Source organism: Methylobacterium sp. UNC378MF, assembly GCF_900103195.1.
Taxonomy (GTDB): domain Bacteria; phylum Pseudomonadota; class Alphaproteobacteria; order Rhizobiales; family Beijerinckiaceae; genus Methylobacterium.
In genome coordinates, this window is the sequence record NZ_FMWU01000011.1 from 178279 (window position 1) to 202736 (window position 24458).

The window sequence follows — 24458 nt, forward strand, 5'->3', positions numbered from 1 at the left end:
GCCGAACCGAGCCACGGGCAATTCGCCGGATGGACCGGAATTCACACGCCAACGATCGGTCTTTCGCCTTCCGGTGCGGTTTTCGTTGCCTTGCCTGCAGCTTTATCTCCGATCGATACAGATCTAGATTGGCGGACCGCACGAAGCGGCCATGCGTCCGCGCCGGGTTGCGGCCGCCCTCCCGGACGGACCGGCTCTCGAGGTGACGATGGGCCAGACGACGATCAAGGACGTCGCCCGAAGGGCCGGCGTGAGCTTCCAGACGGTCTCGCTGGTCCTGAACCATCCGCAGAAGGTCGCCCGGACGACGCGCGAAACCATCGAGACGGCCATGCGCGACCTGGACTTCGTGCCCAGCCTCGCCGCCCGGTCCCTGCGCAAGAAGCCCAGCCGCAGCATCGCCTGCGTGTTCTCCCTCGGGGCCCAGCCCGCCGCCGACGCGTCCCGCCTGAGGGAGGAGGCCGAACAGGGCCTCGTCCTGCAGACCTTCGGCTACGTGACCGACCAGCACGGCTATACCCTGGTCCATCGGTGTCGCCGCGGCGACGATCCGGACGGCCTGAGCCGGATCGCCAGCCTGGTCAGCGAGGCTCGGGTCGACGGCATCGTGGCCTTCGCCGACCGCCAGGACGACCCGCTGATCGGCCTGCTGCAGGCCAAGCGGTTCCCGTTCGTCGTGTTCGGCCTGGACGTTCCCGGCACGCACTACGCCATGCGGGCCGAGCGCGACGCGGTCCACGACGCCGTCCGCCACCTGATCCTGGCCGGGAGCCGGGCGATCTGCCTGCTCACGGGCGCGGAGGACGGAAGGCTGCTGCGCGCCGTCACCGAGCGGGTCCGCGGCTACCGGGACGCGCTCGCCGAGGCGGGGCTGCCGCTGCGCGACGACCTCGTCGTGGCGTGCGACGGGACGTCCGAGGGCGGATATCGGGTGGCGCGGGCGCTGCTGGAGCGGCCGGGAGCCCGGCCGGATGCCATCGTGGCCGCCAGCGACCGGGTGGCGTTCGGCGTGCTGAAGGCGCTGCACGAGGGCGGCGTGCAGGTCCCTGCGGAGATCCGCGTGGTCGGCTTCGACAACCTCACGCAGGGAGCCTTCTCGGTCCCGAGCCTGACCTCGGTCGATGTCCCGACCCTCGACATGGTCCGGTTTGCCGTCGCGACGCTGGTCGAGCTGATCGAGGGGACGCGCGGACCGGACAACCTCGCCCAGAGGCTGTTTCCCACGCGCCTCGTCGTCCGCGAATCGACCGAGGCGCGGACGCAGCGCTAGAGGGCGATGCGGGTATCAATCCGCCCGCATGCGCTCCTCACTCGGCCGCGAGGACGCGCCCCCCGGATTCGCCGCCCTGCCCGAACTGGGCCGCGTGCAGGCGGCTGTAAGGTCCGCCGGCGGCGAGCAAGTCCGCATGTCGGCCTTCCTCGACCACCCCGCCCTCCCCCAGGACCACGATCCGGTCGGCGTCCCGGATGGTGGCGAGGCGATGGGCGATCACCAGGGTCGTGCGCCCGCGGGCGAGCTCGGCGAGCGCCCGCTGGATCTCCCGCTCGGTCTCGGTGTCGAGCGCCGAGGTCGCCTCGTCGAGGATCAGGATCGGCGGGTTCTTGAGGAAGACCCGCGCGATGGCGATGCGCTGCTTCTGCCCGCCCGATAGGCGCACGCCGCGCTCGCCCACCACGGTGTCGAGGCCCTCCGGCAGGCCGTCGATCAGGCCGCCGAGCCGGGCGCGTCGCGCGGCCGCGTCGATCTCGGCCTCGGTGGCGTCGAGGCGGCCATAGGCGATGTTCTCCCGGATCGTGCCGGCGAACAGGAACACGTCCTGCTGCACGATGCCGATCTGGCGGCGCAGGCTCGCCAGGGTGATGGCGCGGATGTCGATGCCGTCCACGGTGATGCGGCCCGCCTCGACCTCGTAGAAGCGCGGCAGCAGGGCGCAGAGGGTGGTCTTGCCGACGCCCGACGGGCCCACGAACGCCACCGTCTCGCCGGCCGCCACCGCGAGGTCGAGGCCGGCGAAGACCGGGCGGCCGGGGCCGTAGCCGAAGCCCACCCCCTCGAAGCGGATGTCGCCGCGCAAGGCGCCGACCGCGCGGGCCTCCGGCCGGTCGGTGATGTCGGGTTCGGTGGCGAGCAGCTCCTGGTAGCGGCGGAAGCCCGCCACGCCCTTCGGGTAGGTCTCGACCACGGCGCCGATCTTCTCCAGCGGCCGGTAGAACACGCCGACCAGCAGCAGGAAGCCCACGAAGCCGCCGGGCGTCAGGTCGCCCCGGACCACGAAGGCGGCGCCGCCCAGCAGGACCGCGATCTGGACGAGGCGCAGGCCGAGATAGTTGATCGACAGGCCCGCGGCCATGAGCCGGTAGGCTTCGAGCTTGGTGTCGCGGTAGCGGGCGTTGTCGAGGGCGAACAGGGCGCGCTCGTGGGGCTCGTTGGCGAAGGCCTGAACGACCCGCATCCCACCGACATTCTCCTCGATCCGCGCGTTGAAGGCCCCGACCCGGCCGTACTGGGCCTGCCAATTCCGGGTCATGCGGCCGCCGTAGCGGATCGACACGAAGGCGATCAGCGGCAGGATCGCCCCGGTGATCAGCGCGAGTGGCGCGTGGACGGAGAGCATCAGCGCGAAGGCGCCCAGCAGCGTCATCACGGCGATGAAGAGATCCTCGGGCCCGTGATGGGCGACCTCACCGATCTCCTCCAGGTCCTTGGTCACCCGGGCGACGAGATGGCCGGTCTTCTGGCCGTCGTAGAAGCGGAAGGACAGCTTCTGCAGGTGGTCGAAGGCCCGCGCACGCATGGTGGTTTCGATGTTGATGCCGAGCACGTGGCCCCAGTAGGTGACCACCACCATCAGCCCGGCATTGGCGACGTAGACCAGTGCCAGCGCCGCCGCGGCGAGCAGGATCAGGTCCCAATCCTGCCGGGGCAGCAGGCTGTCGATGAAGCCCTTCACGGCGATGGGGAAGCCGAGTTCGAGAAGGCCGGACAGCACCGCGCAGCCGAAATCGACCAAGAACAGCGTCCGGTACGGCCGGTAATAGGCGAGGAAGGCCTTCAGCATCGCGGCTCGGATCAGCGTTGGGCGGCGCACGCGACGGGGCAGAGCGCGCCGCAGGATGGCACCCCCGGCAGGCGGTGGCGCAGGCAGCAGACGCGCCGCCGCCGGCAGCCCGATGCTCCGGGGCAGAGCGCCTGCGCCAGGGGGCTCCTAGCGCAGCCCGGGCCGGCGCGCCATCCGAGGCAGGCCGCGACGTCGTCACAGATGGAGGCGCAGGCCGCGCCGGCCCCTGCCCCGCCTCCGGGCGGCGTCCCGAGTTCCCGGGCGACGTAGTCGAGGATCACCGCGGCATTGCCCCAGAGGATCCGGGGCGCGATCCCGCAGCGGGCGTGGCACAGCTCCACGAACGGGCGCAGATGCGCCTCCACGAGCCCGGTCAGGCCGGGCGCCGGGCAGGCTGCGCAGCCGGACCCGTCCGCGGGCAGGCGGAAGCGGCATGGCCGGCCGGCCGCGTCGAGTTCGAGACTCACGGCGTCAAAGGCGAGCGGCAGCGGCCGGCCGAGGCGGACCAGGGCGGTCAGCGCCGGCGTCGCCAGGGCCGCGAGGTAGAACTGGCTCCAGTACGAGACCCGGACCCGCGGGTCCGCACTCTGGAAATCCGCGCCGAACCCGGCCCCGAAGGCCGCCAGCGTCGCGTCGAACACGTCCGGGTCGCGCAGGGCTCCGGGGGGCAGCGCCCCCGGGCCGCCGGGGCTCTCGGCGATTCCGTCCCGGTATGCCGCGAGCGTGTCGGGAACCTGGGCGGCGACCGCTGCGATCATCGCGCTGCCCCGTCTGCTCGCAGGGTCCGGCTCACTGCGACGGCGAGCCACGCCACCGCGGCGGCGTAGAGCGGCAGGGTGGCGGCGAAGTAGCCCGGCCAGCCGATCCAGCCGGCCAGCGCCGGGGCGGTCACCCGCAACGGCATGGCGGCGAAGAAGGCGGCGCCGAACAGCAGCGCGTAGTCGGTGGCAGGTCTCGGTCCCTGCGCCCAGCGGTAGATCATGTTGAAGACCGGCACGCCCAGGAACCCGCCGGCGACGAAGCTCAGCACCGCGGCGGCGATGCCGAGATCGGCCATCCGCCCCGCGCAGGCGACAACCATCAGGCCCCCGGAGGCCAGGACGCCGAGCGCGCCCGCCAAGATCAGCCGGACCGTGCCGAACCGCGCGGCCAGCCACCCCGCCGCCAGCGCCATGACGAGGTTCACGGCCGGGAGGACGGTGCCGGTGAGCGCCCCGACCTGCCCGAGCGAGGCGCCGAGATCGAGGAGCGCCAGGGTGTTGGGCCCGGCCACAAGGTAGGAGGCGGCGAAATAGGCCCCGAGCACCAGCACGCGTCCGGCCAGGCGGCGCAGTCGCGCCAGCGAGCCCGACCAGGGCTCGGTGTCTTCTCCTGCTCGGCTCCCCGCTGCCCCGCGCGGGCGCGCCTCCCCGCAGCCCAGGATCGGCAGCAGGCAGAGGGCGTCGAGGGCCGCGCAGGTCAGGGCCGCCCCGCGCCAGCCCAGGCTGTCGTAGGAGCCGACCAGCACGCCGACCCCCAGGATTCCGCCGAGGGAGGCGCCGCACAGCTTGGCCGAGGCCACGAAGGCGCGCCGCTCCGCCGGCACGGTCTCGACCACCAGGGCCTCGAGGGCGATGTCCATGGTGGCCACGCAGGCGCAGGCGGCGATCGCCAGGGCCAGGAGCGCCAGGAGCGGCCAGGTCTCGCCGAGGCTCAGGACGACCAGCAGGAGCACCGAGGCGGCCTGCGCGGCCGCGATCCAGCCGATCCGATGGCTGAGGAACGGCAGGCGGAGCCGGTCGAGGAGGGGCGCCCAGAGGAAGGTGAGCCCGACCGGCAGGTTGATCAGCTGCAGCAGCCCGACCTCGGCTAGCTCCACGCCCCGCGCCCGCAGGATCAGCGGCGCCCCGCCGGACAGGAAGCCGAGCGTGGCCCCGAAGGTCACGTACAGGCAGAAGAATGGCGCCAGCGGCCGCAGGCCCGCCAGGGTGTCGATGACCCGGGTGCCGATGGCGGGTCCGGCGGAGCCGGTCACCGTGGCCTGCACGCTGCGCCGAGGCCCGTGCTGGCCCGGAGGCTGCAGTTTATAATCACACTAATCTATTGATATCCCTCGGTTTTTGCTGTCTAAAGGGACCGATGCCTTCAATCAAGGTGGGGATCTGCGCCGCCGGCTCCTGTCTGGGCCGCGGGGTCCGGGCCGGCGTTAACCTTTCATCAACCATGTCCCCGACAGAATCTCCTTCGGAGGGCTGAGCCATGACCCGAGGCCGGGATTTCGACGCGCTGAGCGAAGCGCAGATCGCCGCGGGCCGAACGCAGCGGCGCTGGGTCGAACCGAAGGCGGGGTTCCGTCCGGGAACGCCGCAGGCCGTGTCCGATCTGCTCGACACGATCCAGCACGTGGCCGAAGCCGCCACCGGCGAGCGCAGTTTCCTGCACCTGCGTCCGGATGGTCGCCGGACCGGCGGACGCTGAGACGATCCGTCCCACGTTCCCGCCGACCTGACCGCGCAGCGCACTGGCGAGGGCCTGCCGGTTCTGCAACAACGCCGGCATGAGACGGCGCCCCGCCCTCACCGCGCTGCACCAGGCCATGCAGGGCGACACCGTGCTGGTGGTGGAGGACGAGCCGGTGGTGCGCGACCTGATCGTGGAGGTGCTGGCCGACCTCGGCTGCACCGCGCTCCGGGCCGCGGATGCCCGCGCGGGCCTCGCCCGGCTGCGCGCGCCGGGTCGGATCGACCTGCTGATCAGCGATGTCGGCCTGCCCGGCGGCCCCAAGGGCCGGGAGATGGTGGAGGTGGCCCGCCCGCACCGGCCGGATCTGAAGGTCCTGTTCATCACCGGCTACGCCGAGAACGCGACCTTCGGCACCGGTCCGCTGGAGCCGGACATGCGGATGATCGCCAAGCCGTTCTCCGTGGAGGCGCAGGCGGCGCGGGTCCGCGCGATGATCGCCGGCCTCGACTGACCGCCGATGTCGCTGCCGCCGTCGCTGCCCTTGTCGTTGACGACCCGCATCCTGCTGCTGGTCCTCCTCGCGCTCGCCCCGGCACTGGCGATCCAGGGCTACAACGAGGTCGCCCTGAGGGCGAGCCGCGACGCGGCCGTTCGGGCCGACGCCCGCGCCACCGCGCGGGACGTCGCGGAGGATTTCGCGCAGATCTCCGAGCGGATGCAGCAGGCTCTCGACCTGATCTCGGGGGATGCCTCGGTGCAGGCGCGGGAGCCGGCGGCCTGCGCCACCTACCTGCGGAGGGCGGCGGAGCGGCTGCCGCACGTGCTGCTGCTCGCCCTCACCGATCCCGAGGGCGCCGTGATCTGCGACAGTGCCGGCTCGCCCGCGGGCTCCTACTCGAGCCGCAGCCGCGCCTATCACCACCGCGCCCTGGAGCGGGGCGGCTACGCAGTGGGCGGCTATGCGGTCGGCTTCCGGACGAAGCGGCCCTCGATCCACTTCGCCAGGGCCATCCATGCCGGAGATTCGGCAGGCGCCCCCGCCGGCGTCCTCCTCGCCGCCGTCGATCTCGACTGGCTCTCCGATCACCTGGAACAGGCGCTCCACCAAGCGGAGACGGCGATCACCGTGACGGACCGCGACGGGCTGATCATCGCCCGCCGCCCGGACGAGGCGGCCTGGATCGGCAGGCCGATCCCGCCCGACCGGGTCGCCATGCTGACGGCCGCAGGCAGCGACGTCCGCGTCGCCGAGGGGCTCGACGGCCGATTGCGGATCATCGCCACCGCACTGCCGGACGGCCCGCTTGCGGGGGTGCGCGTCGTCGTCGGGCGCGACTACGCGACCGCCTTCGCGGATGTCGACGCCGCCACCCGCCGCGGGCTGGTGCTGATCGCCGTGGGAGCGGCGCTGGCGCTGGCCGCCGCCCTCGTGGCCGGGCGGGTGTTCATCCGCCGTCCGATCGACCGGCTCCTGCGCACCGCGGCAGCCTGGCAGGCCGGCGATCTCGCCGCCCGGACCGGCCTGCACGGCGCCACCGAGTTCGACCGGCTCGGCAGCAAGCTCGACACCATGGCCGGCACGCTCCAGCGCAGCACCGCGGCGCTGCATACGGAGATCCAGCGCGGGCGCGCCCTGCAGGCGCAGCAGGGCACGATGCTGCACGAGCTGAACCACCGGGTGAAGAACACCCTGGCCACCGTCCAGGCCCTGGCCCGCCAGTCCCGCGGCTCCGCGGAGGTCCTGGAGGCGCGGATCCTGGCCCTGTCGAAGACTCACGATCTCCTGACCCGCGAGGATTGGAGTGGCGCCTCCCTGCACGAGGTGCTGGAGAACGAACTCGGTCCCTACCGGACTGGCGGCGACCAGATCCGCCTCGACGGCCCGGACGTGTCGCTGAGCCCCCGCGAGGTGCTGGCGCTCGGCATGACCATCCACGAACTGACCACCAACGCCGCCAAGTACGGCGCCCTCTCGGTCCGGGAGGGTCGCGTCCGCGTCGCGTGGTCGCTCGCCGCCGGCGCGGCGGGGGGGCGGCGCCTGCAGTTCACCTGGCAGGAGAGCGGCGGCCCGCCGGTGCAGCCGCCGACCCGGGTCGGCTTCGGGACGCGGCTGATCGCCGGCGGCGTGCGGCGCGAACTCGCCGGCACCGTCGAACTCGCCTTCGAGACCGCAGGCCTGCGGTGCGGGATCGACGTGCCCCTGGATCCGGGCCTGGGCGCGATGCTGGCGCCGACGGGCTAGGGGTGCCGGTATTCGGCAGGATCACGAAGCGCGAACAAGAGTTTGGAGCCGAGTCCGGACAGATTGCTTCAACGTGGCTGGATTCGCCTCTTGGCGCATGTCGGCCTGCGTGGGGAGACCGCAGCGCGAGAAGGCGGCCGGCGAGCGGGCCCGCGCCGCTCGCGTCGTGCGCGAGGATCCGACCATATCATGTTGTTGAATGAAGGGTTTCCGGTCTCACGCTCAGGCGCCGGTGCGGGTCACCTCGCGGATGTCCCGCTTCACTTGCCGCCACGTCCGCCAGGGCTCGAGATTCGAGAGCGCCATCCGGCGGGCGCCCATCCAGCCGAGCCCGAGGGCGACGGCCAGGAACGGCGCTGCGACGATCAGCGCAGCCGGGGCCTCGGCGCCGAACGGCACGGCCAGGAGCTTCACCACGGCGTCCAGACCGAGGAAGAAAGTGACGATCAGGAGCACCGGGATCGTGCCGATGATGGCGATCAGCGATACCAGCGCCCGAATATTGCTGTCGACCTCCGTCCGCGCCAGCGTCAGCAGCGCCTCGATATGCGCCGTTCCCTCGCGCAGGGCCGCGATCAGCAGGGCGAGGGTTCCGTCCGGGGTCTGACGCATGGATACGAGGGTCCTCGGGGCCGTCTCCGGCCGTTTCTGGCCAACGGGGCCGCGGCCCGAAGCGTTCCCCGCCGGACACTCACAGCATCAGGAGTACGGCGCCGAGGATCAGCACGGTCGCCAGACCGGCCAGGAGGACGGCCCGGCCGGCATCGGCGCGGTCGTCCGTGTTCGGCTCCGGCGCGGCCTTCACGGCGGATGGGGGCGCCGCGAAGGCCGCGCCGGGTCCTCCTTCCGCCGCCCGGACCGGCGGCGCCGTGCCGGGCGGCGGCGCCGGGAGGGTGAGTGAGACCGGAAGCGGCCGGTCCGCCGGCGGGCCGAAGGCCTCGGGCTCGACGCTCACGCCCGCCGCCTCCAGCTCCAGCATCACCAGGACGAGGGCATCGACATCCATGCGCTCGACGGGCAGCACGGCGCGCAGGTCGTCGGCGGTGATCGCGCCCCGGGCCCGCCCGAGGGCGACCAGCCGATCAAGCGTCGCGCGATCCAGAGCCTGCGTCATGACCCGCCTCCGCGGCCGCGTTCCCGCCGTCCCTCAAGAACGCGCCGGGGCGGCACCGGTTACCGGCGGCCGCGTGTGGTCCGGCGCTAGGCGCTGAGCGCAGGATTCGCGCTCGGCACCTCGCACCGCGCGGAATCGGGCGCGGCGCCGGTTCCCGGCCGGAACTGGAGCATCGGCCGCTCGATCAGGTACCAGCTCAGCAGGCCGAGGGGGATGGCGGCCGCGAGCGTCAGGACCGCGACCGACCAGGGAGAGATCCCGGGGACCCGTGCGACCAGCAGGTTCTGCACCGGCCAAGCGTAGAGATACAGCCCGTAGGACGGGTCGGCCTGGGCGGTGACGCGGCTGAGGGCGGTGGGACGCACCGCGAAGGCGAACCAGAAGATCAGGTAGCCGCCGAGGATCGCGAAGGCCGGCTCGGCCAGCGGCCTGCTGAACATCAGCGGCAGGAGCAGAAGGGCCGCCAGGGCCGCGCCGCGCCCCGTATAGGTGATGCGGTCCGCGAACAGCCGGAAGGCGCCGCCGCAGCAGAACACGAAGGTCAGGCGGATCATCTCCGACAGAGAGCCGAGGGCGTCGCCCGGATGCCCGACGGGCAGGAAGAGCCAGCGCAGGGCGAGCAGGGTGCCGAGTCCGGCGAGCAGGCCGAGATACCGCCCGCGGCGGCGCAGGGCGCGGGCGGTGCCGACGAGACCGAGCAGCAGGTAGCAGCCGAATTCGCAGGGGATCGTCCACATCGCGCCGTTGAGCAGCGGATAGGGCAGCTCGGCGAAGGCGCCCGGGACCACCGGCATCAGCAGCAGCGACAGCCGCAGCAGGGTCTCCATCGGCGAGGCCGCCGCGAGGTCGCCGCCGCCCAGGGGCGCGACGACGGCGATGCAGAGGAGGGATGCGACCACGAAGGCCGGGTAGATCCGCAGCGCTCGCCGGGCGAGATAGTCGGCGAAGGAGCGCTTGGCGCGGTAGCTCGCGGTGATCAGGTAGCCGCTCACGAGGAAGAAGCCGTCGACGGCGATCTCTCCGAGGGACAGGGTGCCGAAGGCCTGCGTCAGCAGCTCCCGCGACCGGTTGCCGTCCACGAGTTCGGGGGCGTGGGCGAGGATCACCAGGCCCGCGAACAGGAGACGCAGGGACCCGAAATTGTTCGCCCGGGGATCCCGGCCGCCCGCTGTCTCCGCCACCCCTGCCCGCTCCGCAACCCCTCTGCCTCTGACGTCAGGGGTCGGGAAACAGCGGGCGAAGGCAAGGACACCGGGGCAACACCTGCCGGGTATCTGGCAGCTTTGCCTGTGACTGCACGTGATGGTGCGGGCGCCGTTGCGCTGGCGGCGCGGTTGGGCTAGGGAATGGCCACGGCAAGCACCCGTAGCTCAGCTGGATAGAGCGTTGCCCTCCGAAGGCAAAGGTCACACGTTCGAATCGTGTCGGGTGCGCCATTCACGAACAGAACTGCGAACGCCAGGTGGGGCGTCCGGTCCTTTCGCGACAGCTTTTTCCAGAACGTCGCGTCGCCCTGTATTCCGGATTTGATCCGGTTTGACCTCCACGCTATCGATCACCGCTCGGATGTAGGCCTTCCGGAACGGCACCTCGCCTTCGCGTAGCCGCGCTCGCATCTCACGCGCGAACACCTCGACGCGCTCCGGCGCGATCGCCACTGGCTCTCGCAGCTGTTCACGCAGGCGCTCCAGCGCATCCCTCGCCCGGTCTCGACCGGTACGTAAGCTGTCGAGGCGTTGCTTCAGCGTCGGATCGGCCCCATCTGCGATCCCGTCCTCAATCGAGCCGTAGAGGCGCTTCAGGCGTATATCCGCATCCGACACCTCTTCCGCGAGCGCCTGCACCCGCGCCTGTGCGGGACCGATCCGTGCCTGACGACGCGCCGCCAGTTCCGACAGGATCTCTTGCAATCGTTCGGTGGTCAAAAGCCGCTGCTCCAGAGCCGTCGTGACGAGACCGTCAAGCGTGTCCATCGCGATGGTCATGCCCTTGCAGGCCTTCTCGCCGATCCGCATCTGCGGCGAGCACTTGTAGTAGCGGTACACCTTGCCGGTGCTCGACGTCCCGGTCGCCATGGTCATCCCCCCGCCGCACCGGCCGCACACAGCGAGGCCGGTCAACAGAACCGGTCCCGTCACCTCGCGCGGCGGGGCCTCGGACGGTCTGCGGCTGCGCAACGTGTCCTGGACGGCCTGGAAGAGCTCCCCGCTGACGATCGCCGGGGCCGGGGCCTCGACGATGTCGCTCTCCGGATTGCGCTGCCGGGTCTTCGAGTCGCGCCTGTTGAACTGGTACGTCCCGGCGTAGAGCGGCCGCGTCAGGATATCGTGCAGCGGTCCGATCCCCCAGCGGCAGAGCTTGCGCGTGAACATCCCGCGCTCGTTCAGCCACGTGCAGACCGCCTTGACGCCCATCGGGCCGGACCGGCCGTCACCCTCGACGATCAGGCGGTACACGAGCCGCACCACCTCCGCCTCGACCGGATCGATGGCCAGCACCTTCTTCGTCCGTCTGCCCTTCTGCCCGGCCTCGATCGTCCGGTAGCCGTAGGGTGCCCTCGAGCCGTTCCAGAACCCCTGACGCGCGTTCTCGTTCATCGAGCGCTTGACGTGCTTACGGTTCTCCCACGACTGGTACTCGTCGAACATCGCCAGCACGTTGCGGATCAGGTGGCTCGCCGGGTCGTTGCCGGCCAGAGGTTGCGTGATCGAGATCAGCTCGACCCTGTGCTCGGCCAATCGTCGCCGTGCGCCTTCGAGGGCGAACTGGTTGCGGAAGAATCGGCTGAGGCTGTGTACGACGATGGCGTCGAACGGACGTGAGCCGTCGCAGGCCCGATCGAGCAACGCCCTGAGCTGCGGGCGTCCCTTGTCGCTCGTGGCCGAAGCCCCGCGTTCCTCGAACGTGTCCGAGAGCGCGTAGCCGTTCGCCTGGCACCATCCCCGGATCTGATTGGCCTGATCGGGCAGGGACAGGTCGGCCTCTGCCTGGGGACCGGTCGACACACGCGTGTAGGCAGCGGCTCGCCGTGGAGCGGTCGGCTCGCTCGCGGGCCGATCGGCGAGTGTGAGATGCTGGCGCGTCTGGCGGGGCATGCGCGGCTTCCTCGATCTAATTCGGCAGGGAGAGTGGAGAACGGCGGGGCCGGGCGACAGGGACGGGAACGCGTTGCCAACAGGTGGTTGGCGAGGCGCGGAGCCCGGCCCTCACCCGAGGAGTTCGTCGATGAGGTCGGCCAGATGCCGCTCGATCGCCTCGAGCTCGGGGCTCGTGATCGGGGGTCGATAAGTCAGGTCGAGGACGACCGAAGGCTGTGCAGCGATCCCCTGGGTACGACGGCGGACGATGCGGGCTCGGGCCCCGGGGGCATGGCGCCCGTCCGGGCGGTCAGGCTCGACCGTGCTCCGGCCCTTGCGGCGGGATGTGTGTGACGAGAAGGACTTACGCATCGTAGGGCTCCGTGGAAGGAGCCCCCCAATGACACCACGCTGCCCCCAAAAACTGGGGTAAAAACTCGCTCGCCCCTCATCGGCGGCAAGAAAATCAGCCCAGCCGCACCTTCGCCATCTCGAAGGGGGTCCGGATCAGTATGGGCTGTCCCTGGACAATCCCGGCCATCACCTCGTTCAGCAGATTCAGCCGCAACAGGCCGAGGTCAGTCCCGGCATATCGGTTGAAGGCGCGCAGGATCAGGTCCCTGCTGCGCAGATAGTCTCCGATCTCGGCCGCGTCGTTGCTGTCCAGGGTCGTCCGTCCGGCCAGGTAGTGAGCCAGCCAGCGCGCGCCGTCCAAGCTGAGGGGACCGAGCTTCCCGATGCCGCACCAGCCCGCGCAGAGGGCGGCGTCGAACATCTGGCTCGACAGAGTGTAGGTACGCCACAGATCGGCCGGGTGGACATGCCCGTGGATGGCGACCTCGATCATCTCCGGCAGGCTCAGGTGCCAGCTCTCCTGACGCTTGGCGTCGAGAAGCAGGCGCCCCTCCATGCGGCTCTCCTTGCCCTGCCACCAAGGCCTCTCGTGGCTCCGCACCTCGTCGCCGAGCTTGTAGTGCTCGGAGGTGATGCTCTGGTCCTGAAGGCCGGCGATCCCCAGCAGGCGCAGGATGCGCTGCTGTTCGGCGACCCAGGCTGCGTCCGCCTCCCTGTCCTCGTCATTGGCCGGGCGGTGTCGCCCCTTGTCGCGGTACGCATCCTTGAAGGCCTTGAACGAGGTGCAGGGCGACAACTCGCCGACGGATTGCTCGGCGGCATCCTTGACCGTGGCGATCGCCCAAGGCCCCGCGACATGGTCCAGCACCCTCGCTTCGATCTCCCGCAGGAGTGTTTCGCGCGGGCGACCCTTCCCGCGGCCTTCGCGGATCGCACGATGAAGCTGCATCTGGGTGAGGCCGACGAAGGTGAGGCCGAAGCTCGCCCGGAGTAGCGTGGCGCGCTCGGTGGCCGACGGTCGGCCGATGACCGGTGGCGGGAAATTGGCCTCGATCTTGGCAACCGCGTGCTCCCGCTCGTCCCCATGCATCGCCGCCGTTTTCAACGGGCGCGTGTTGAGGGGCTCCCGGTCGTCGTCGGACATCACGGTTCCGCGACGGCCACGAGTGGGCACGGTTCCGTATGCGGCGTGCGCCCACGGTCATCATCGTCGGGGCCGGGATCGCGCTCATACATCGGGCGTTACCCATCCGATCGATCGACGCAGGAAGTTCAGCTCCAACGCCCTGAACGTCGCCGCCTGCGCGTTGTCCTTGCCGTAGCCGTGTCCGCCTGTCGCTGGCTCGTAGAACGCGACCTCACAGCCGAGGACGCGCAGCTTCTGCGCCATCTTGCGCGCGTGGCCGGGGTGCACCCGGTCGTCGCTGCGGCTCGTGGCGAGCAGGATCGGCGGATAGGGTCGCCCCGCTTCGGCGGCGTGGTAGGCGGAGATCCCCGCCAGGAAGGCCCAATCCTGCGGGTCGTCCGGATCGCCGTACTCCCCGATCCAGCTCGCACCGGCGAGCAGCTTGGTGTAGCGCCGCATGTCGATCAGCGGGATCGTGCATGCCAGGGCTCCGAACCGCTCCGGGTAGCGGGTGAGCATGTTGGCGATCAGCAGGCCGCCGTTCGAGCCGCCCTCGGCGGCGATGCGCGGCGGTCGCGTCACACCACGGGCGACGAGATCGGCGGCGACCGCGGCGAAGTCGTCGTGGGTGCGTGCCTTGCCCTCACGCCGGCCCGCATGATGCCAGCGCGTTCCGTACTCACCGCCGCCGCGGATGTTGGCAGTCACGCAGGTGCCACCTCGCTCCAGCCAGAGCTTGCCGAGCACGGGCTGGTAGGATGGCAAGCGCGAGACCCCAAACCCGCCATAGGCCGACAGGTGGACGGGAGCCGCACCCGTTTCGTCCTCCGGCCCAACCTGAACGTAGGGAACGCGCGTGCCGTCCGCCGATACGGCCTCGTGGCGGCTCATCCGGATGGTGCGCGCGTCGAACGCCGGCGGGGCCTGACGCAGGACGGCCGGCGCGTCGAGCGCGGGTGGGAGAGCGAGTAGCGTTGGCGGCGTCACTGGATCGTGGACGAGCGCGAGCAAGGCTCCGTCCGCTCTCTCCGGATCTCCGTCGAGAGGCCAGAGGTGGACCGAGCCTAAATCAGAAAGCCCGTGAAGAGGCTGCCGCGTCCAACCCTCCGGTCCCCGTTCGAAGACGGTATAGGTGGGGCGCAGGTCCTCCAGGGCATCCACGATAAGCCGCCCGGCCGACCAGAACACGCCCTGGAGCGCGTGTCGCTCGTCAGGCTGCCATAGGACCGTGAACTCGCGGCTACCCGCCAGAAGGTCGGTTAGCGCGATCGTCAGAACCGTATCGACGGCATGTTCGACTCCACCGACGGTCCATGGTTGCCTGGGTCGCACGGACAGTTGGTTACGGTGAAGCTGAATCTCGGCATGCGAGGGAAGGTCGAGCCGGACACACATGCCGGTGCGGTCGCCGAGATGGATGGCCGTGTCGAAGAAGCCAAACCGCTCGACGACCGTCAGGCGTTCCGATCCCGTTTGATGGTCGCAGGAGCCCCAGACCCCCATGCTGCCTTTGGCGGACCCGAACAGCACGGGTGCGTCGAGCGGATCCGTGCCGCGCGACCAGAGCCGGACCGTTCGTGCGTATCCGGATCGCGTCGCCATACCAGGACCGAGGGGACTGGAGAGGATTACGGAGGCGCGGTCGAGCCAGGTGGCGCCCCCCTTGGCCTCGGGCAGGACGAAGCCGTCTGCGACGAAGGCGCGAGTGCTTAGGTCGAACTCCCGCACGACGGCCGCGTCCTTCCCGCCGCGGCTCAGCCGCAGAAGCGCACGATCGAGGTCGCCCTTCAGGATCGCCGCTCCGGCCCAGACCCAGTCCTCCCCCTCAGTCGCGGCGAGCGCGTCGAGATCGAGCAGGATCTCCCAGTCTGGGATCGCGGCGCGATAGCCTGCCTCACCGACACGGCGCCACACGCCACGAGGATGCTCGGCATCCTTCCAGAAATTGTAGAGCCAGGACCCGTAACGCTGAGCGAACGGAATCCGATCGGGTCGATCGAGGAGGCGCTGGATGATGTCGCGATCGCGGCGGAAATCGGCGTCGCCGTAGAGGCCAAGCGTTTCTGCGCTGCGCGCTTCGACCCAGGCCAGTGCGTCAGGCCCATCGACCTCCTCCAACCAGAGGTAGGGATCGTCATCGGGCGACTTCAGGGTCGGCCGGGGATCGCCGTATGCGTTGGGGTCAGCAGGCATGCCCAAGAGCGTACCTCGCGCCTTGGGTTCCTAGAAGCAGGGAGGCGAAAACGTGAATCGGGCTAAAGCCCTACAGGGCGCTCCCGTCTGACTTCTGCGAAGCTGGAGGACAAATAGCTGGGGTGCCAGGATTCTCAGCCAAAACCGCGTGGGGTACGACATCAAGGGGTTAGGCCCTCGACCGCCCATTTTCTGCGGCATCGGACCTAGGGAATGGACCATCGAAGTGGACCCTGGTCAACGATGCGTGCGGAGCGCTCCACAGCCTGAGGGATGCGCCAGCAGGTCGGCAGAGCGCCATCAGCGGACATCGACTGAACGCCCGGTAGCGGACATTCAGTTTCAGGTGACCGCCTGTCCGGTGTCGACCCATTGCAGGCTTTGGGAAGGTCTGCTTCCAGGCTGTCGAGCTGGCGAAGGGCTACCGCTGCCCAATGCCGGTCAAGCAGGTCGACCTCGCTGATGCGCCCGGGCTCACGTCTGTGCACGTGAACCGCGTGCTGCGGGACATGCGCGCCCCGAACCTGGTCACGCTCCGGGGGAAGACGCTGGTGATCGAGGCACGGGATGAGCTTCTGAAAGCCGCCGAGTTCGATCCCACTTACCTGCATATGGAAAAGCGCGCGGTCGACTGAGGCTTCGGCGTGGCACCGCCGCCCGGACGACGACACAACGAGCGTCCGCCTCCGAGCATGCTTCCTGTTTGCCGCCAGCGTAACCCTGGCGCTCTGCATCTCGGCCCACCTCGGCGGCGTCGCCGGAAATCCTGAGACGGAGACCGGCAAGCGGGTCTCATCACGACGATGGGGACGAGGGACTCCCGACATCCCGGAACGAGGTGAAGCGGTCCTGCGCATCGAGCGGCACGTCGACCGTGCATCGCAGGCCGGGGGCCTCGAAATCGAGGCGGACCTTGCCCCCGAGCTCGTGGCTGACGCCACCGTTGATCAGCCTTGTGCCGTAGCCGCGCCGACGCGGCTCGCTTACCGGCGGCCCGCCGGTCTCGCGCCATTCGATTACGAGCCGACGCGCACCGCTTTCCCCGGTGGCCACGCGCCACGCGATATCGACACGCCCGGTCTCGACGGAGAGGGCGCCGTACTTGGCCGCGTTCGTGGTGAGTTCGTGAAGTGTCATGCCGAGTGCCAGGACGTAGCGCGGCGGCAGCTCGATGTCGGGGCCGTCCAGCCGAAACCGTTCATCCTGCTTACCTTCAAAGGGCGACAGCTCGTTCTCAAGAACCGTCACGAGCGAGGCCCCGGACCAGTCGTCTCGCGAGAGCAGGTCGTGCGTCTTGGACAGCGCGAGGATGCGTCCCTCCAGCCGCTCGTCGGTCGCGTCGCTACGACGCGATTGCCGGGCCAGCGACTGCACCGTGGCCAGCGTGTTGCGGACGCGGTGGTTGAGCTCGTGCAGCATCATCGTCTGCCGCTCCTGCAGCTGGTGGCTGCGCGAGATCTCGGCCCGCAGTTCGCCCTCATGCTTCTGCAGCGAGGCCGCCATCGCATCGAACGCCTCGCCGAGCTGGCCGAACTCGGTGGGCCCTGCGATGCCGGTGCGCGCCCCGAGGTCACCGGCCCTCCAGGCGCTGGCGGTCCTGAGCAGTCGATGCACCGGCTCACGGATGAAGGCACGTCCGGCCAACAGGGCCGCTGCCAGCGCAAGGGCGGCGCCCAGGCCGATGAGGATCAGGCCACGCCTCGTCGCCGCATCGATGTCCGCGAAGGCCGTGACCGGCGACAGGCCGACCGCGACCGTGATGCCGTCGAGGTCGTCCGGGGTGGCGGCCGCGACCCCGGTGATGCGCGTCGTGCCGCGCAACCCGATCATGTCGACGACTTGGCCACGGTTGGCCTGGAGCGTCGCTTGGTAGGCGGGCGGCAGGAGCTTGCCGACCCACTCGGCCTGATCGGGCACGCGCAGCAGGATCGCGCCCTTCCTGTCGGCGACCGTGAGCGTGGCATCCGCGGGCAGACCGGCCTGGGATTGTTGCCTAGCGAGGTAATCGAGGTCGACGCTCGCCAGGACGACGCCCGCCGGGCGTCCGTCAGGCCCCGGAATTCCTTGCGCGAGCTGAATGGTCGGCCGGTCGGTGATGCGGCCGCGGACATACTCGCCGACGGCGAAGCCGGCTCTCATTGCATCCTGGAAGTATCGGCGGTCCGCGAGCGAATAGGCGCCGCGGGCGGAGCCGAGGGTGTTGCAGACGACGCGACCGTCTGCGCCGATGACGCCGAAGAAGAAAGCGCCGGGCACCTTGTCGAGCAGCGTCCGCAGGTACGGCGTGCAGACCTCCGGGTCCATGCCATGGATCTCGGGAACCTCCGCGAGGATGCGCAGGGCCTGGCGGACGCCGCGCCCGAACTGTCCGAGATCGGCCGCGACACCCCGGGCGGTCCGGATCGCCTCGGCGCGCACGACTTCGGTGCGCGCCGCGCGCAGCGCGTACTCGTTGTAACCCTGGATGACCAACGCCGGCATGAGCGCCAGGGCCACCAAACCCACGATCCGGTTGGTCAGCGACATTGAGGGACCAGCACTACTCCTCGGTTCCCTCGTCAGCGGTACTGAAGGATTCCGGCATCAACCTAGGTGACATTGCAAACGCGCCCAGGGCGTGCGGCGTTGCGAACGCTGCCCACCAAGCATTCTGTCTCGATATTGGGGCGATATCATCGGTTGGCGATCAGGCCCTCTCTAGGGGCGGGCCCTCCCCGGACCGGCGGACACCTTCAGCCATCGGCCAAGAACCCGGCCAGCGGCGCGGTTAGGGTGCAGCACACCCCCTCCGGCTCGTAGCGGAGCTCGACACGCCCGCCGACCGCCCCGGCGAGCCCGCGTTCGATCAGGCGGGAGCCGAACCCGCGACGGCTCGGGGCGACGACTGGCGGCCCGCCTTCCTCACGCCAGGTCAGGTGGACCGCCTCGTCGCCGTCCGGGCCATCGACGCTCCAGGACAGGGTGACGTGGCCGTCGGGCGTGCTGAGCGCGCCGTACTTGGCCGCGTTCGTCGCCAGCTCGTGCATCATCAGAGCCAAGGAAAGGGCAGTGCGGGAGCCGCAAGGGACCGAAGGCCCGTGAAGGCTGAAGCGCCTCTGCCCCGGGTCGTCGTGCAGGTCGAGCGCGTTCTCGACTACGGCGCGCATGTCGGTTTCCCGGCTTTCCCCTTCGCCCATCATGAGGATGTCGTGGGCCTTGCCCAGCGCGATCAGGCGCGCGGCTAGGACCTCCTTGGCTGCCTCGATGTCGCTCGCGCCACGGAGGGTCTGGGTAGCGATGGCCTGGACCATCGCCAGCGTATTCTTCATGCGATGCGACAGCTCGCGGTTCAGGAGTTGCTGCTGCTCCTCGGCCCGGACTCGCGCCACCGCCGCCTCGACGCGGTCGGCGACGGCCCGAAGGAAGCCGAGATCCTCCGAGCTCCAGTTCCGCGGGATACGGTCGTGGACGAAGAACAGGGCCACGGTGCGCCCGCGTTCCCGCACCGGCATGTTGATCACGCTGGCGACGTCGATCGCCTGCAGGGCGGCGAGGTTCGCGGCGGTGCGCGGGTCCGCGGCCACGTCCCGCACGACGACGGGCTGGCCATGCAGCAGGTCCAGCCGCAGGTCGCCGTAATCCTCGAACCGGTGCCGGCCGGCGATGCTGCGCAGGCCCGTGGCGGTCCAGTCAGGCTCCAGCACCACATGCTCGGCGTTGGCGTCGAGCCGGCCGAACCCGGCTCGGCTGGCGTGCAAGGTGCGACCCACGAGCTCGGCCGCGGCACGGGTCATTTCGGGGATTGCCGCCAGGTCGCGGAGTTGGTCCCCCAGCTCCAGCAGGGCGGACCTGCGCCGCTCCTCGGCCTCGCGGGCCCGCTCCGCCACGATACGGTCGGTCACCTCCATGAACAGCACCACGAAGGTCTCGTCGGTCAGCTTGTGCGCGCGCCCCTCGTACCAGCGTTCCAGGGTCCCGACCTGCCGGATGAAGGTGGCCGAGCGGCCGCTCTCGACCACGTTCGCGAACTCCTGGACCCACTCGTCCTCGATGCCCGCGAAGACCTCGCGGATGGTGCGGCCCGCCGCCTGCTCGCTCGACACGCCGACGAGATCGCCCCAGGCGCGGTTGACCTCCTCGTATCGCCAGTCGGTCACCCGGCCGGAGGCGTCGCGGATCACGCGACCGAGGATGAAGCCCTCGCGCAACTGCTCGAACAGGCCGCGCCAATGCCGCTCGCTCTCGGCCAGGGCCTCGCGCGCCGCCACCTGCTCGGTGATGTCGCGTGACGCGCCCGCGAAGCGCACCGAGCGGCCGTGCTCGTCGTGTTCGAGGTCGCCCCGTCGGGCGATCCAGCGGATCTCGCCGTTGTCCGGGCGCCGGATGCGGTACTCGACGTCGCGCGGGGCCTCTCCGCTGGCGCGCGATGCCGACGTCGAGACGAGGTGCGCGTCCTCCGGCACGACCAGGCGCTCGAAGGCCGTGGACGGATAGCTGTCGCGCTCCGGCAGGCCGTAGAGGCGGCAGAACTCCGGCGTCGGATGCAGGATGCCTTCGGCATCGACCACGAACATGCCGACACCGCCGGCCTCCTGGGCCCGGTGCAGCCGGTCCTCCGCCTCCCGCAGGCGCTCGAACCCAAGACGTTGCTCGGTGCGGTCGCGCAGAATCTTCACGAAGCCGACGCCCTCGCCGGCTTCGTCGCGCAGCACCATCATCTCGCCGTTGGCCCAGAAGCGCTCGCCGTTCGAACGCAGGTGCCAGCGGTCGTCGATGCCGTGACCGGTCAACAGGGCGGCGGCCATTTCCTGGGCGGGGATGCCGGCGGCACGATCCTCGGGCGTGTAGAAGCCGTCGGCGGGCTTGCCGCACATCACGCCGGGTTCCCAACCGAGGATCTTCGTGGCCCCGGCGTTCCAGTCGGTGACGATGCCGCTGCGGTCCATCGCGATGATGGCGTAGTCGATGGCGCTGTCGAACACCGCCTTGTACCGGTCCTGGCTGGACCGGGCGCTGCGCCGAGCCTCGGCCTCCCCGACCTGGGACAGGCCGGCCACGACCGTTCCGGCGAACAGGCCGACCACCTCGCCGTCGCGCGCCGTGAAGGCTCCGGGTCTGCTCGATTGCACCTTGAGGACGCCGATGCCCTCGCCCCGGCGGAACAGGGGCACGACCGCACAGGAGCGTAGGGACAGGCGCTCAATGAGGTCGCCCCTGACGTGGCGGTCCTTGCGGACGTCGGCCACCACCCGTGCCTCGCCGGACAGGAGGCAAGCCCCGGCCAGACTGCCGTGCAGCGGCAGTCGCAGCCCGAGGTGCGGGTCGAGGCTGCCCGCCGCGTTGCGGTAGACGAGCTCGTCGCCGTCGAGCATCTCGACCACGGCGCCCTCGGCCTGGGGCAGCGCCCGCAGTACCCCGTCGACCACCGCCTGAAGGGCGACGTCGAGTTGCCCGCCCGCCCGAGCCACGGCCTCCTGGGCCGCGAGCAGGGCCTCGTGCTGGACCACCGTCGCGCGCTGGGCCGCGAGCATGGCGTCGCGCTCGGCCAACGACCGGCGGAGCTCCAGTTGGGCCATGACCTGTCCGGCGAGTGCCCGCAGCGAGTCGGCTTGGTCGGGGGTCAACCCCCCGGGTCGCGGGGCGCCGTCGATCACGCACAGCGAGCCGATCGGCTCGCCGTTCGCCGCCACCAAGGGCGCGCCGGCATAGAACCGGATGAACGGCTCACCCGTCACCAGCGGGTTGTCGCGCGTGCGGGGGTCGAGGGTCAGGTCGGGGATGACAAGGAGGTCGGGCGCGCCGAGCACGTGGGCGCAGACCGACTGGTCGAGCGAGGTCTCGCACGGCTCGAACCCCACGCGCGCCTTGAACCATTGCCGGTCCTCGGCCACGAGGCTCACGAGCGCCACCGGCGTGCCACACGCCTTGCGGGCGAGGTGGACGATGTCGTCGAAGCCCTGCTCGGGCGGCGTGTCGAGGATGCCGTAGGCGTCGAGCGCCGCGAGGCGCGAGGGGCGAGCGACCTCGATCCGGGCGGAGGTCCGGGCGGTCATCGGCCCGCCTCCCGAACCTCCGGCCTGAGAGGATCCGGCGGACGCTCGGGCCCCGTGATGGGCGGCGTGGCCTCGACCGCGAGGATCTCGCCCTCTGGCGCGTAGATGGCCCCGAGCACGGTCTCGAAGTGCCGGCGCACCCGGGCGTGGCACCCGCAGCAGGCCGCCTCCGTCCGGGACCGGTCGAGCATGTGGATGCGCCCGCGCCCGACGTGGATCAGCCCCTGGCGCTGCAGGTTGGCCAGCACGCCGGTGACGTAGGTGCGCCCGATCCCGAGCATGTTGCCCAGCACCGCCTGGGTGACCGGCAAGGCGTCGGTCCCGAGCCGGTCCTGCAGGCTGAGGAGCCAGCGCAGCACCCGGTGCTCGATGGGATGGGCGGAGTTACACGCCACGGATTGCAGGATCTGCGCGAGCAGGCAGTCGGCGTAGCGCACGAACAGGTCGTTCAGGGTCGGCGAGACGCGCTTGGCCTCCTTAAGGCGGTCCGCCTGCATGTGGAGGACCGAGCCCTCGACCAGGACCACGCATCGGGTGAAGGCCGGCAGGTATCCTTGGCTGACGACGCCTCCGACGGCGCCCTCGTGGCCGACCGTGGCCGTCTCGACGTTCCGGTCACCGCCGGCGGGAACGACCAGGGTGACGACAGTGCGGTCGAGCGGGAAGGTGACATACGAGACGTCCTGGTCGACCTCGAACAACGTGTCGCCCCGCGCGTGGTCCGCGCGGGCGAGATGCGGCGCGATAAGGTCGACGTCGCGGGGCGCGAGCGCGGCCAGGAGCAGGTTGCCCTCGAACGGGTGACCGGTGTCGCACGACATGAAGTGGGGAGTTCCGGCGCTGGGCGGCGTCTTCGCGCCGGAGCTATGCCATGGCCGGCCTGATCCCACAATCCGACATTGGACAGTTTTCGACGTTGCCGAGCGCGTTTGGTCCAATGCGATGGCGGAACGTCAGCCGTGGTGAAGGATGGCCTTCATTGAGCAGTGTCCGGTAGCCCGGCGCATGGCCAGGGCTGCGCCAGCGACCAGGGCGGGCAGGCGGAGGAGTTTGTCGTGGGCGGCCCGCGCCGCGACGGCCGCCAGGCCGAGCCCGAGAACCAACGACGCGGCGCGTTGTGTGGTGGTCAGGTTCGTATGCAGCCTGACGACGTCGCGCACCATTCGGTTCGCCACGGGCCGTTTTCCTAGTGGCCGAAGCCTAACGGTTGGCACCACTTCGCGGCGGGCCGCTCCCGACCCTTCCGAACCTTGGGAGTGTCCGCTTCGCGGCCACGCCGTTGCTGTCCCCCCCTCTGCCGGATCCGGGGTGTGTGGTTGGCAACCTTTGACGGTCCCGCCGGAGCGTGACAGACCGTTGGCATGTCGAATACGCCGACCCGCAACGTCTCCCTGACGACCGAACTGACCGCCTACATCAACGCTCAGGTCGCATCGGGTTACTACTCGAACGCGAGCGAGGTGGTGCGAGCCGGTCTGCGCCTTCTGATCGAGCGTGACCATGCGCTGATTGCCGATGCGCGCCCGGCAGCCCACGAAGGGGCCCGTGCGGACCATCGTCCAGGCCGCTGACTCGATGACGGAACCCAGACCTGCCCCGACGCTCCAGCAGGGCTTCCTCAGCGACGTCGTCGCGGTCGAGAGCATCGCGGCCGTGCCCACGATCCTCGACGTGGTGTGCCGAACCACCGGGATGGGCTTCGCCGCCGTGGCGCGCGTCACCGAGGACCGCTGGGTGGCCTGCGCCGTCAAGGATGACATCGCCTTCGGCCTCAAGCCTGGCGGTGAGTTGAGCCTTGAGACGACCATCTGCCACGAGATCCGGCAGAGCGGCACCGCCGTCGTCATCGACCATGTCGCCGAGGACCCCGCCTTCTGCGGGCACCACACGCCCGCCCAATACGGCTTCCAGAGCTACATCTCGATGCCCATCGTGCTGCCCGACGGCACGTTCTTCGGCACGCTCTGCGCCATCGACCCCAAGCCCGCCAAGCTGAACACGCCCGCGGTCGTGGGCATGTTCAAGATGTTCGCCGACCTGATCGGCTTCCACCTCGATGCCAATCAGCGCCTCGCCTCACGCACCGCCGAGCGCGACCTGTACGAGAACATCGTCCAATCCGACACAGCGCCGATCTGCGTCTTCGACACGGAGTACCGGCTGATCGCCTTCAACAAGGCCCACAACGACGAGTTTTTCCGGGTCAACGGCTTCTACACGAAGGTCGGCGACGTCTTCCCCGACCTGTTCATCCCCGAGCAAGCCGCCGTGATGCGCACCAACATGGCCCGGGCGCTTGCCGGCGAGGCGTACAAGGTCGAGGCCGTCTTCGGCCGGACCGAGTTCGGCCAGCCGTGTTGGGAGATCAGCTACACGCCCCTGCGCGACGCGGCGGGAAAGGTATTTGGCGCCTTCCACCAAGCCCACGACATCAGCGCGCGGCTCAGGGCGGAGGCTGAGCTTCAGGACGCGCAGTGACCTGACCGGTATTTTGGACCGAGCCGAGTGGGAGGCTACTGCATGGTAGCGGCCATGGGTAGCCGGAAGGCCAGATCTGGGAAGCTGACAGGCGCAGGTGGCCGATAGCCAAGCGACGAGTGCGGTCGGACGCGGTTGTAGGTGGATTGCCATAGACCAATCACGATCTGCGCCTCCTTCAGCGAGTAGAAGATCTCTTGGCGTAGGCACTCGTCGCGCAGCTTGCCGTTGAAGCTCTCACAGTACCCGTTCTCCCACGGCGATCCCGGTGCGATGTACTGGATCTGCGAGCCAGCTTTGGCGACCCATTTGCGCAGCGCCTTCGAGATCATCTCAGGGCC

The 24458-nt window shown here is 70.1% G+C and carries 21 protein-coding genes, 1 tRNA gene and 1 pseudogene; 8 read left to right on the top strand and 15 right to left on the bottom strand.

What is annotated here, in order from left to right:
• The first annotated feature begins 151 nt into the window (after positions 1-151).
• Positions 152-1270: a LacI family DNA-binding transcriptional regulator gene (locus BLT59_RS13750; RefSeq protein ID WP_244513976.1), complete on the top strand. Its 1119-nt coding sequence runs from the start codon at positions 152-154 to the stop codon at positions 1268-1270.
• 37 nt (positions 1271-1307) lie between these two features.
• Here the strand turns inward: BLT59_RS13750 and BLT59_RS13755 are convergent, their stop codons facing one another.
• Genes BLT59_RS13755 through BLT59_RS13765 form a run of 3 tightly spaced genes read right to left on the bottom strand, consistent with a single transcriptional unit; the run spans position 1308 to position 5073 of the window.
• Complete coding sequence (locus tag BLT59_RS13755; RefSeq protein ID WP_091780760.1) at positions 1308-3059, bottom strand: ABC transporter ATP-binding protein; 1752 nt, start codon at positions 3057-3059, stop codon at positions 1308-1310.
• An 11-nt stretch (positions 3060-3070) separates the two neighbouring features.
• Positions 3071-3817 (bottom strand): siderophore-iron reductase FhuF, encoded by a 747-nt coding sequence (gene fhuF, locus BLT59_RS13760; protein ID WP_091780763.1) that lies wholly within the window; start codon positions 3815-3817, stop codon positions 3071-3073.
• Entirely contained in the window at positions 3814-5073 is a 1260-nt protein-coding gene (locus tag BLT59_RS13765; RefSeq protein ID WP_091780870.1) for an MFS transporter, read from the bottom strand. The genes fhuF and BLT59_RS13765 overlap by 4 nt, the downstream gene beginning before the upstream one ends.
• A 224-nt stretch (positions 5074-5297) precedes the next feature.
• Here BLT59_RS13765 and BLT59_RS13770 point away from each other — a divergent pair, with 224 nt between their 5' ends.
• The 3 genes from BLT59_RS13770 to BLT59_RS13780 all read left to right on the top strand — a co-directional run bounded on the left by BLT59_RS13770 (position 5298) and on the right by BLT59_RS13780 (position 7743).
• The gene (locus BLT59_RS13770) at positions 5298-5516 is read left to right on the top strand and encodes a hypothetical protein (RefSeq protein WP_091780766.1); all 219 of its coding nucleotides are present in this window, start codon (positions 5298-5300) and stop codon (positions 5514-5516) included.
• 79 nt (positions 5517-5595) lie between these two features.
• Complete coding sequence (locus BLT59_RS13775) at positions 5596-6012, top strand: response regulator (protein WP_091780768.1); 417 nt, start codon at positions 5596-5598, stop codon at positions 6010-6012.
• A gap of 6 nt (positions 6013-6018) precedes the next feature.
• The gene (locus BLT59_RS13780) at positions 6019-7743 is read left to right on the top strand and encodes a sensor histidine kinase (RefSeq protein WP_091780771.1); all 1725 of its coding nucleotides are present in this window, start codon (positions 6019-6021) and stop codon (positions 7741-7743) included.
• A 222-nt stretch (positions 7744-7965) separates the two neighbouring features.
• On the opposite strand, the gene BLT59_RS13785 is transcribed toward BLT59_RS13780, so the two are convergent.
• From BLT59_RS13785 to BLT59_RS13795, 3 genes are all read right to left on the bottom strand, one after another.
• The gene (locus BLT59_RS13785) at positions 7966-8355 is read right to left on the bottom strand and encodes a phage holin family protein (RefSeq protein ID WP_091780774.1); all 390 of its coding nucleotides are present in this window, start codon (positions 8353-8355) and stop codon (positions 7966-7968) included.
• Positions 8356-8434: 79 nt separating this feature from the next.
• A complete protein-coding gene (locus tag BLT59_RS13790) occupies positions 8435-8857 on the bottom strand; it encodes an RNA polymerase sigma factor region1.1 domain-containing protein (protein WP_091780777.1) in 423 nt (140 codons plus the stop codon).
• A gap of 86 nt (positions 8858-8943) precedes the next feature.
• Positions 8944-10038, bottom strand: coding sequence for an acyltransferase family protein (locus BLT59_RS13795; RefSeq protein ID WP_091780780.1), 1095 nt, complete (start codon positions 10036-10038; stop codon positions 8944-8946).
• Positions 10039-10216: 178 nt separating this feature from the next.
• Here BLT59_RS13795 and BLT59_RS13800 point away from each other — a divergent pair.
• Positions 10217-10293 (top strand) — tRNA-Arg (locus tag BLT59_RS13800).
• Here BLT59_RS13800 and BLT59_RS13805 read toward each other — a convergent pair.
• The 4 genes from BLT59_RS13805 to BLT59_RS13820 form a co-directional block, all read right to left on the bottom strand.
• On the bottom strand, positions 10264-11952 hold the full coding sequence (locus BLT59_RS13805) for a recombinase family protein (protein ID WP_091780783.1): 1689 nt from the start codon (positions 11950-11952) through the stop codon (positions 10264-10266). The genes BLT59_RS13800 and BLT59_RS13805 overlap by 30 nt on opposite strands.
• A 111-nt stretch (positions 11953-12063) precedes the next feature.
• Positions 12064-12306, bottom strand: a complete 243-nt coding sequence (locus BLT59_RS13810) for a hypothetical protein (protein ID WP_091780786.1) — start codon at positions 12304-12306, stop codon at positions 12064-12066.
• Positions 12307-12400: 94 nt separating this feature from the next.
• Positions 12401-13432, bottom strand: coding sequence for a hypothetical protein (locus tag BLT59_RS13815; protein ID WP_091780789.1), 1032 nt, complete (start codon positions 13430-13432; stop codon positions 12401-12403).
• 84 nt (positions 13433-13516) lie between these two features.
• Positions 13517-15607, bottom strand: a complete 2091-nt coding sequence (locus BLT59_RS13820; RefSeq protein WP_091780792.1) for a prolyl oligopeptidase family serine peptidase — start codon at positions 15605-15607, stop codon at positions 13517-13519.
• A 410-nt stretch (positions 15608-16017) separates the two neighbouring features.
• Here BLT59_RS13820 and BLT59_RS13825 point away from each other — a divergent pair, with 410 nt between their 5' ends.
• Positions 16018-16242 (top strand): helix-turn-helix domain-containing protein, encoded by a 225-nt coding sequence (locus BLT59_RS13825; protein WP_280141055.1) that lies wholly within the window; start codon positions 16018-16020, stop codon positions 16240-16242.
• A 160-nt stretch (positions 16243-16402) separates the two neighbouring features.
• Here BLT59_RS13825 and BLT59_RS13830 read toward each other — a convergent pair whose 3' ends face one another.
• The 4 genes from BLT59_RS13830 to BLT59_RS13845 all read right to left on the bottom strand — a co-directional run bounded on the left by BLT59_RS13830 (position 16403) and on the right by BLT59_RS13845 (position 22802).
• Complete coding sequence (locus BLT59_RS13830; RefSeq protein ID WP_091780799.1) at positions 16403-18133, bottom strand: sensor histidine kinase; 1731 nt, start codon at positions 18131-18133, stop codon at positions 16403-16405.
• A 206-nt stretch (positions 18134-18339) separates the two neighbouring features.
• Complete coding sequence (locus BLT59_RS13835) at positions 18340-21639, bottom strand: GAF domain-containing protein (protein ID WP_091780802.1); 3300 nt, start codon at positions 21637-21639, stop codon at positions 18340-18342.
• Entirely contained in the window at positions 21636-22460 is an 825-nt protein-coding gene (locus BLT59_RS13840; protein ID WP_091780805.1) for a Crp/Fnr family transcriptional regulator, read from the bottom strand. Before BLT59_RS13840 ends, BLT59_RS13835 begins: the two co-directional genes overlap by 4 nt.
• Positions 22461-22592: 132 nt before the next feature.
• Positions 22593-22802 carry a YgaP-like transmembrane domain gene (locus BLT59_RS13845; protein ID WP_091780808.1) on the bottom strand — a complete coding sequence of 70 codons (210 nt, stop codon included), beginning with the start codon at positions 22800-22802 and terminating at the stop codon, positions 22593-22595.
• Positions 22803-23000: 198 nt separating this feature from the next.
• Here BLT59_RS13845 and BLT59_RS13850 point away from each other — a divergent pair, with 198 nt between their 5' ends.
• Complete coding sequence (locus BLT59_RS13850) at positions 23001-23210, top strand: type II toxin-antitoxin system ParD family antitoxin (protein WP_091780811.1); 210 nt, start codon at positions 23001-23003, stop codon at positions 23208-23210.
• A gap of 4 nt (positions 23211-23214) precedes the next feature.
• Positions 23215-24114: pseudogene (locus tag BLT59_RS13855) on the top strand (GAF domain-containing protein); the annotation flags it as partial.
• Positions 24115-24152: 38 nt separating this feature from the next.
• Here BLT59_RS13855 and BLT59_RS13860 read toward each other — a convergent pair.
• Positions 24153-24458: integrase core domain-containing protein (locus BLT59_RS13860; RefSeq protein WP_139174051.1), on the bottom strand; the 306-nt coding region annotated here is incomplete at its 5' end.

What these genes read in the sequence shown, in the direction of transcription:
- BLT59_RS13750 (WP_244513976.1), top strand. Translation starts at nt 152, where the DNA reads ATGCGTCCGCGCCGGGTTGCGGCCGCCCTCCCGGACGGACCGGCTCTC.
- BLT59_RS13755 (WP_091780760.1), bottom strand. Translation starts at nt 3,059, where the DNA reads ATGCTGAAGGCCTTCCTCGCCTATTACCGGCCGTACCGGACGCTGTTC.
- fhuF (WP_091780763.1), bottom strand. Translation starts at nt 3,817, where the DNA reads ATGATCGCAGCGGTCGCCGCCCAGGTTCCCGACACGCTCGCGGCATAC.
- BLT59_RS13770 (WP_091780766.1), top strand. Translation starts at nt 5,298, where the DNA reads ATGACCCGAGGCCGGGATTTCGACGCGCTGAGCGAAGCGCAGATCGCC.
- BLT59_RS13775 (WP_091780768.1), top strand. Translation starts at nt 5,596, where the DNA reads ATGAGACGGCGCCCCGCCCTCACCGCGCTGCACCAGGCCATGCAGGGC.
- BLT59_RS13780 (WP_091780771.1), top strand. Translation starts at nt 6,019, where the DNA reads ATGTCGCTGCCGCCGTCGCTGCCCTTGTCGTTGACGACCCGCATCCTG.
- BLT59_RS13785 (WP_091780774.1), bottom strand. Translation starts at nt 8,355, where the DNA reads ATGCGTCAGACCCCGGACGGAACCCTCGCCCTGCTGATCGCGGCCCTG.
- BLT59_RS13790 (WP_091780777.1), bottom strand. Translation starts at nt 8,857, where the DNA reads ATGACGCAGGCTCTGGATCGCGCGACGCTTGATCGGCTGGTCGCCCTC.
- BLT59_RS13805 (WP_091780783.1), bottom strand. Translation starts at nt 11,952, where the DNA reads ATGCCCCGCCAGACGCGCCAGCATCTCACACTCGCCGATCGGCCCGCG.
- BLT59_RS13810 (WP_091780786.1), bottom strand. Translation starts at nt 12,306, where the DNA reads ATGCGTAAGTCCTTCTCGTCACACACATCCCGCCGCAAGGGCCGGAGC.
- BLT59_RS13815 (WP_091780789.1), bottom strand. Translation starts at nt 13,432, where the DNA reads ATGTCCGACGACGACCGGGAGCCCCTCAACACGCGCCCGTTGAAAACG.
- BLT59_RS13820 (WP_091780792.1), bottom strand. Translation starts at nt 15,607, where the DNA reads ATGCCTGCTGACCCCAACGCATACGGCGATCCCCGGCCGACCCTGAAG.
- BLT59_RS13830 (WP_091780799.1), bottom strand. Translation starts at nt 18,133, where the DNA reads ATGTCGCTGACCAACCGGATCGTGGGTTTGGTGGCCCTGGCGCTCATG.
- BLT59_RS13835 (WP_091780802.1), bottom strand. Translation starts at nt 21,639, where the DNA reads ATGACCGCCCGGACCTCCGCCCGGATCGAGGTCGCTCGCCCCTCGCGC.
- BLT59_RS13840 (WP_091780805.1), bottom strand. Translation starts at nt 22,460, where the DNA reads ATGTCGTGCGACACCGGTCACCCGTTCGAGGGCAACCTGCTCCTGGCC.
- BLT59_RS13845 (WP_091780808.1), bottom strand. Translation starts at nt 22,802, where the DNA reads ATGGTGCGCGACGTCGTCAGGCTGCATACGAACCTGACCACCACACAA.
- BLT59_RS13850 (WP_091780811.1), top strand. Translation starts at nt 23,001, where the DNA reads ATGTCGAATACGCCGACCCGCAACGTCTCCCTGACGACCGAACTGACC.